We start from the raw sequence: 6,952 nt of genomic DNA on the forward strand, positions 1-6,952 counted from the left end.
TCCTACGCTTCATCACTTGTATCGGCAAAGACCTGGGTGGCTTTAACAGCCCGGGTCCAGCCCTTGTAGAGTTGTTCCTTGCGGGCATTGTTCATGGATGGGTTGAAGGCTTGGTCGACCGCATTGAGGGTCTTCAGTTCCTCCAGATCTTCCCAGTAGCCCACTGCCAGACCTGCCAGGAAGGCCGCACCCAGGGCCGTGGTTTCCAGGTTTTGGGCCCGGGCAATCTCAATCCCTAAGATATCGGCTTGGAACTGCATGAGGTAGTTGTTCATGGCCGCCCCACCGTCCACCTTGAGGACATTGATGGGCATGCCCGTGTCCTTCTCCATGGTATCGATAATGTCTCGGGTCTGGTAGGCCAAAGACTGGAGGGTCGCCTTGACGAAGTCCTCCCGGCTAGTTCCCCGGGTCAGGCCAAAGACTGAGCCCCGGGCATCAGAATTCCAGTAAGGGGCGCCCAGGCCGGTAAAGGCAGGGACTACATAGACCTCATCCTCACTGGTGGAGGCTTGGGCCAGGTCCTCGGATTCCGGCGAGGACTGGATCAGCCGCATCCCATCCCGCAGCCACTGGATGGCAGACCCTGCCACGAAGATGGACCCCTCTAAGGCATAGTGGATCTTGCCATCGATCCCATAAGCTATGGTCGTGATCAGGCGGTTGTCCGAGAGCTGGAAGTCTTCACCGGTATTCATAATAATGAAGGCCCCGGTCCCGTATGTGTTCTTGACCATCCCAGGCTCAAAAGCAAGCTGGCCGAAGAGGGCAGCCTGCTGGTCCCCCGCCATTCCAGCGATAGGAACTTCCGCCCCGTAGAAGTGGAAGGGAATGGTGTGGCCGTAGACCTCGGAATTGGACTTGACTTCCGGCAGCATGCAGCGGGGGATATTGAGCAAGTCGAGAATTTCTTGGTCCCAGTCGAGTTCTTTCAGGTTAAAGAGCATGGTCCGGGCCGCATTGGAGTAATCGGTCACGTGGCACTTGCCATCGGTCAGCTTCCAGACAATCCAGGAATCAATGGTCCCGAAGAGGAGGTCGCCCTTCTCCGCGCGTTCCTGGGCCCCATCCACATGGTCTAAAATCCAGCGAATCTTGGTCGCGGAGAAGTAGGCGTCGATCACCAGGCCCGTCTTCTGGCGGATCATCTCCGTATGTCCCGCTGCCTTGAGCTGGTTGGCGATGGCTGCGGTCTGCCGAGACTGCCAGACAATGGCATTGTAGATAGGAAGCCCCGTCTCCTTGTCCCAGATGACGGTCGTTTCCCGCTGGTTGGTGATCCCAATCCCCTCAATTTGTTCGGGCTTGAGTCCGGACTCGATAAAGGCTCCGGCAATCACAGACTGGACGGAATTCCAGATCTGGTTAGCATTGTGCTCCACCCAGCCAGCATGGGGGAAGATTTGTTCGAATTCTTTTTGGTAGGAGCCCACATTCTCACCCTGGTGGTTGTAGATAATTGCCCGGGTGGACGTGGTGCCCTGGTCAATGGCCATAATATATTTTTCCATCTTAACCTCCTATTGTTCAAATAGAATTGGACTTGATTTCTAAGTTCTGTCTATATTATAGCGTTAGCGCTTACATAGATGGTCTTAACTTTTTTAGGATTTTGAAAAAAGCTGATAGTTCCTATGGAGTTGCTTTATTAATCCTGCTGGTGAGCATGCGTTCCGTCTTGAAAGTGATCGTTAAAGAGCCGTGGCACCGGTTCGGGCCAAGGTCCCTCACCTAGCATTCTTCAAACGGCTAGTAAGGCTATCGCCAACTAGCCGTAATTCATAATGCTTGCTTTTTCACGGCTAACGACCCCTTTCAAGCTCCACTCCTGCTCACAAATAGATGGCAAAATATAATCTTTGCTTGTTTAAAAATAGAGATAAATTTTTAAAAATTAGACGATGAAAATTTGAGGTGTACTTGGGCTTCAGAGACTGGGATTAATCCTTTTCGCATAGTCTTAGTCTAATGGGTTGAGAATATAATTTTTGTGGTCTTTTTTCATTTTTGTTAGGGTGAGGATGTAGCTAAGCCCAGAGATTAATTGCTTTGAGGAATGATTTGTTTATGGAAAAATACAAAAAAATTTCGTTTTGGTTAATTGTCAGTATTTTTACAATCGATCATTTTATTCGATTATTTATTAACCCGAACTGGGGACAAGCGATTCGAGATGTCACAAGTTCCTTCCCCCTAGTCTTAAAAATTATAATTAGCCTATTATTTATTATCTTACTTGTTTGGCTATTTCCTTACAAGAAACATGACTAGCAAAGGAGTGATTACTCTTGAAAGATACCCTACAGATGATAGCGATTCTTGTCTTGATTATCTCTAATTACTTGACGATTAAACGCTGCCACGATTTACAAAGGAAGCTTGATGCTCAGAATAAGCCAAAAGGATGAGGTCCAAGTTTGGGCATCATCCTTTTTCTTTTCTTATTTTCCTAGCCAAACGCACCTCTTAAGGTGCAACTTTTTGCTGGAAGACCTGTTTGAGGGATTTGAGGTCGTAGGGGGTTAAGGGCTGGTCGAGGTAATAGCTGGTTTGGGGATTGTCGTCGGCTTGGCGGTAGTCACTGATGAGGAAGTCGTAGGCCATGCCTTCCTGGTAGGGGTCCAGACTGAGCCGGCGGTGGATTTCAAGCTGTTGGCGTAATTCCAACATGGTCTTTCGATCCAGGTTGGTCAAGGGATCCAGGCGGACAGCGACTTGGTAGACGGCTTCTTCTCTCAGATCGAGCGTCTCCAGGGTCTGGCCCCACTTCCACTGGACCCAGGTCAGGAGGTCGCCTCGGTCATCTAGGCTGATGGGCAGGGTCTTGGGCACGACTTGGGCTAGGAGGTCCCGGGCAGCCTGGGCATAAGGACTGTTCGCATCAGGCAGAGGCCCTTGGAGGAGGGCACCCCGGAAGTAGCTGAGGGCCGAATGGGACTGGCCGGCTTCATAGACGATCCGGGCCTTTTCTCGCTTGTCCAGGGCTTGGTGCTGGTTGAGTAGGCGGACGGTCTGGCTGGTGGCTGCCATGATGGGGCCGCCGTAGCCCAGGAATTGTTCGTTGACGCTGGGTGAGAGCAGGTAGTGGGAGCTGAGGAAGAGGACATGGCTGACCAGGTCGCCCTCTTGGAAGTCGCGGGCCAGGTGGGACTGGTAGCGGAGGAGGTGCTGGCGGGCCCGCTGGTAGAAGGGACGGTCCTGGAGGTCGGCAGTCAGCTGGTAGAGAGCGCCATAATCGCGGTCATTGAAGCGAGCCAGGCGCTGGGTCACATAGAGCCAGAGAGCCAGCCGGTCTTCCCCGCGCGGCGTGAAGGTGCCCTTGTTAATCTTCTCAAAATAAGGCAGGTAGGCTTTGAGACCGTATTGCTTAATGAGCCCGTCCTTAGTTGCTGGCGGCAGGCTGCTTGTATAGAGCTGGTAGTAGAAGTAGAGGACCTGGTGGTGGGGGCCCTTGAGCCGGCCGTTTCTTATTTGCAGGCCAAATTCCTGGAGATCCTGGTTGAGCTGGGCCAGGTTTCGGTTGAGGGTGGCTTCAGAAACGAGGAGCTGGTCGGCCAGTTGGTTAATGGCGAATTCTCCCTTCTCAAATAAGTAGTCTAAGACCTGGTACTTGATGCTATCCTGGAGAAAATAGGCCAGAATCTCTTCTTGGGATAGGTGCTGGTCCAGCCAGAGATTGACCTGGTCGTCCTGCCAGTCCAAGCGCCAATCCATCTCCCCTGCTTGGCCGGCTTCCTGGATAGCACGCAGGTACTTGTCTAGGGTAGCTTGGGAGAGGTCGACCTGGTCTTTGAGCGTCTTAATCGGCAGGGGGCCAGCTTGCTGGATGAGCTGGTGGACGACTTGGTAGGTCGCAGCCTGGCTGCGTTCCATCAATTGACTAATCTGCATGGTCGCCCTCCTCTCCGTCTAAGATTCGGCGCCGACTCCGCCAGTGTTGACCGATGGCCTGGAACCAGTCCGGATCGATCAAGGCCTGGCGCCCCTGGTAGAGATTGGCTTGAAGGCTCAGGAAGTGGTCGGTCAGTCCCGCCTGGAGGGCTGTTGCCATCAAGACCAGGACCATTTGACCCGTCGATTGGTCGGATAGGCAGGCTTGGAGGCCCAAGATTTTGCCCGTGGCTTGTTCACTAATGATCTGGATAGCCAGCCCGTCACTCTCATAGCGGGTCAGGCAATAGGCCAGGTCCTGGTAGTCCGCCTCGGTCTGGCTGATCCCACCGGTAAAATAAATCTTCTGGTCCAAGGTCAAGGCCTCAGTCCTCTGAGAAACCGGCACTGGATAGCGAGCTGCCTCCAAGTTCAAGGCGGCTAGCCGCCCTGTCTGCTTGGCATGGCTGACCAGGGGCAGGTAGGTCTGAGACTTCTCCGGACCCAATGGCAGGCGGACCAGGTCCCCACAGGCAAAGACACCAGGAGCTGAAGTCCGCAAGTAGGCATCTACCCAGATGGTCCCGTCCGGGTTAAGGACAAGCTGGTCCTGGACAAGTTCTGTCCGCGGCGCCAAGTTGATAGCAAAGTGAACCGCATCTGCCAGGTAGGTCGCCTGCTGGGTCTGGACCTGGACGCCGCTCGTGTCCGCTTCAAAAGTTTGGTAGGTCGCCTGGCAGTGGACCTGGACGCCCAGCTGGATGAGCTGGTCTTGGAGCCGGTCGCCCAGCCAGGGGTCAAAGAGCTTGTAGGCCAGATAGGGGCCAGCCTCGATTAAAGTTACTTGCTTACCCAGCTGGCGGTAGAGGACGGCAGCCTCAATGCCGATAGGACCGCCCCCAACCACTAGAATATGGTCCACTTGCTTAATAATTTTCTGACTCTGTTGGCTGGTCGCACGGTCCTTGGTCCGGATCAAACGCTGGGCCTGGTCGGAGCTCAAATCTTTAGGATAGACCTGGCTGCCCATAGCTAAGACCAGGTAGTCATAAGGCTGCTGGGATACTTTTCCGTCCTCCTGGTAAGTTATGGTCCGGTCCTCGACCTGGATCGCCTGGACTGGCGCTTGCAAGTGGCAGTCAATCTTCTGTAACTCAAGCTGGCCAAGGCTGACGGTCGCTCCCTGGCTCAAGTCCGCCAAGTGACCCGTCAAGACCTCCCTCAAGCTGTTCGGGCTAAAGGCCAATTCCTCCCCAGCTTCAAAAAGCTTGACCTCCGCTTCCGGATACTCTTCCCGGCAGGTCAAAGCCGCCTCTAGCCCCGCAAAAGAGCCACCAATAATTACAATTTGCATGCTTGTCCCTCCTCTTGTCTTCAACTTGCTTCCTATTATAGAGAGCCAATTAGAGAAAAGCAAAAGAGATTGTAGCATTGACTCCCTTAGTTAGAAGCAAGGCAAGCCTAGTAGATAAAAAACCGGGCAAATTTACCCGGTTCCATACGGTTTATTCATTATTTTCTTCCTGGTCCGCCTGGATATCAGCCAACCAGATTTTTTCTTGGTTGGAGAGTTCGTAGTCCTCGAGCAGGTCGGGACGGCGTTCTAGGGTCCGACGCAGGGATTCTTTTTGCTTCCAGTCGGCGATCTTGGCGTGGTCGCCGCTCAGCAGAACATCGGGCACGGTCATACCATTGAATTCGCGCGGCCGGGTGTATTGGGGGTGCTCCAAGAGCCCGGTGGAGAAAGAATCTTCCACCACCGATTCGGCATTGCCGACAGCATCATCCAGGAGGCGGACGGTGGCGTCGATGACAGCCATGGCGCCCAATTCACCCCCAGTTAGGACAAAGTCGCCCAGGGAGATTTCATCCGTGACATAGTGGCGGATACGCTCGTCATAGCCCTCATAGTGGCCACAGATAAAGATCAAGTGGTCGGCCTGGGCCAAGGATTCGGCTTGAGACTGGTCGAAGGTCTTCCCAGCTGGATCCAAGAGAATGACCCGCTTGTCGGTGTCGGGATGGCTGGCCTTGATAGCCTCGAGGGCTTGGTAGATGGGCCCCACCTGGAGCAGCATGCCGGCTCCACCGCCAAAGGGATAGTCGTCCACATGACCGTGTTTATTTTCGGCGTATTGGCGGAAGTCGGTGATCCGGATATCCACCAGGCCTTTTTCCTGGGCCTTGCCGATGATGGACTGGGTCAGGGGCGCAAACATTTCGGGGAATAGGCTTAAGACGTCAATCTGCATTAGTCGATCAGTCCTTCCATGGGGTCAATCAGGACATAGCCCTCGTCCAAGTTGACCTCCTTGACCACGTCTTCGATGTAAGGGAGGAGGATGTCTGCTCCCTTGGCAAAGCGTTGGACATGCCAGACGTCATTGGGACCAAGCGCTGTAATCTCACGGACCCGGCCCAGACGCTCACCCTCTGTGGTCCGCACTTCCAAGCCGATAATGTCTTCATAGTAGAAGGCCCCCTCTTCCAGGTCGTCTTCGCGGTCCTCCCCTGCGACCATGAGCACCATGCCCTTGAAACGTTCCACATCGTTAATGGAGGGATAGCCCTTGAAGTGGAGGATGTGGAAGTTCTTGTGGACGTAGTGCTTATCCACTTCCACCTCCTCCACCGCTTGGCCCTTGTCGAAGAGGGTCAACCGGCTCCCTGGCTGGTAGCGCTGGTCTGGAAAATCGGTGGACGAAATCACCCGGACATCGCCACGGATGCCGTGGGTATTGACCAATTTGCCCACCTGATAATAAGTCTCTGTCATCTGCATGACCTCCCTTTAATGGTTTTGATTGTTGGTTTTGCTAAAAATAGACAAGCTTTGTTTAGTCTTAAATAGATAGAGGCTAGGCTTCAGTCTAGACAAATGTGTTTTTTACTAGTAAATGATAGTAAAAAAAGATTTTCTATACCATTTATTTTAAGCAGGAGTGAAGTTTTGAATTTGATCGTTAGCCATGAACAAGCAAGCTTCAGGGTGTGAGGGCTGGCGCTTAGCTTTCGTTCACTGGAGCAAGTCACCAGAGCAGTCTGCAAGACTGCGGCGGAGACTTGTGAAGTGACACGAAAG

General features: G+C 53.3%; 5 protein-coding genes. All 5 read right to left on the reverse strand.

The window, feature by feature from the left end; genetic code table 11:
* Positions 1–2: 2 nt before the first annotated feature.
* The 5 genes from glpK to rimM all read right to left on the reverse strand — a co-directional run bounded on the left by glpK (position 3) and on the right by rimM (position 6,646).
* Positions 3–1,511, reverse strand: coding sequence for a glycerol kinase GlpK (gene glpK / locus QP860_RS04005; protein WP_284912230.1), 1,509 nt, complete (start codon positions 1,509–1,511; stop codon positions 3–5).
* Positions 1,512–2,466: 955 nt separating this feature from the next.
* Positions 2,467–3,891, reverse strand: coding sequence for an AcpB/EbpR/MafR family transcriptional regulator (locus QP860_RS04010; protein WP_284912231.1), 1,425 nt, complete (start codon positions 3,889–3,891; stop codon positions 2,467–2,469).
* Positions 3,881–5,224: an NAD(P)/FAD-dependent oxidoreductase gene (locus QP860_RS04015; protein ID WP_284912232.1), complete on the reverse strand. Its 1,344-nt coding sequence runs from the start codon at positions 5,222–5,224 to the stop codon at positions 3,881–3,883. Before QP860_RS04015 ends, QP860_RS04010 begins: the two co-directional genes overlap by 11 nt.
* Positions 5,225–5,375: 151 nt before the next feature.
* A complete protein-coding gene (gene trmD / locus QP860_RS04020) occupies positions 5,376–6,122 on the reverse strand; it encodes a tRNA (guanosine(37)-N1)-methyltransferase TrmD (protein ID WP_284912233.1) in 747 nt (248 codons plus the stop codon).
* Positions 6,122–6,646 carry a ribosome maturation factor RimM gene (gene rimM, locus QP860_RS04025; RefSeq protein WP_284912234.1) on the reverse strand — a complete coding sequence of 175 codons (525 nt, stop codon included), beginning with the start codon at positions 6,644–6,646 and terminating at the stop codon, positions 6,122–6,124. The genes trmD and rimM overlap by 1 nt, the downstream gene beginning before the upstream one ends.
* Positions 6,647–6,952 lie beyond the last annotated feature (306 nt).

Origin of the sequence: Aerococcus sp. UMB1112A (assembly GCF_030230715.1) — a bacterium.
Classification (GTDB): Bacteria; Bacillota; Bacilli; order Lactobacillales; family Aerococcaceae; genus Aerococcus.

Excerpts from the sequence above, each read along its gene's own strand:
- glpK (WP_284912230.1), bottom strand. The coding sequence starts at position 1,511 with ATGGAAAAATATATTATGGCCATTGACCAGGGCACCACGTCCACCCGG.
- QP860_RS04010 (WP_284912231.1), bottom strand. The coding sequence starts at position 3,891 with ATGCAGATTAGTCAATTGATGGAACGCAGCCAGGCTGCGACCTACCAA.
- QP860_RS04015 (WP_284912232.1), bottom strand. The coding sequence starts at position 5,224 with ATGCAAATTGTAATTATTGGTGGCTCTTTTGCGGGGCTAGAGGCGGCT.
- trmD (WP_284912233.1), bottom strand. The coding sequence starts at position 6,122 with ATGCAGATTGACGTCTTAAGCCTATTCCCCGAAATGTTTGCGCCCCTG.
- rimM (WP_284912234.1), bottom strand. The coding sequence starts at position 6,646 with ATGACAGAGACTTATTATCAGGTGGGCAAATTGGTCAATACCCACGGC.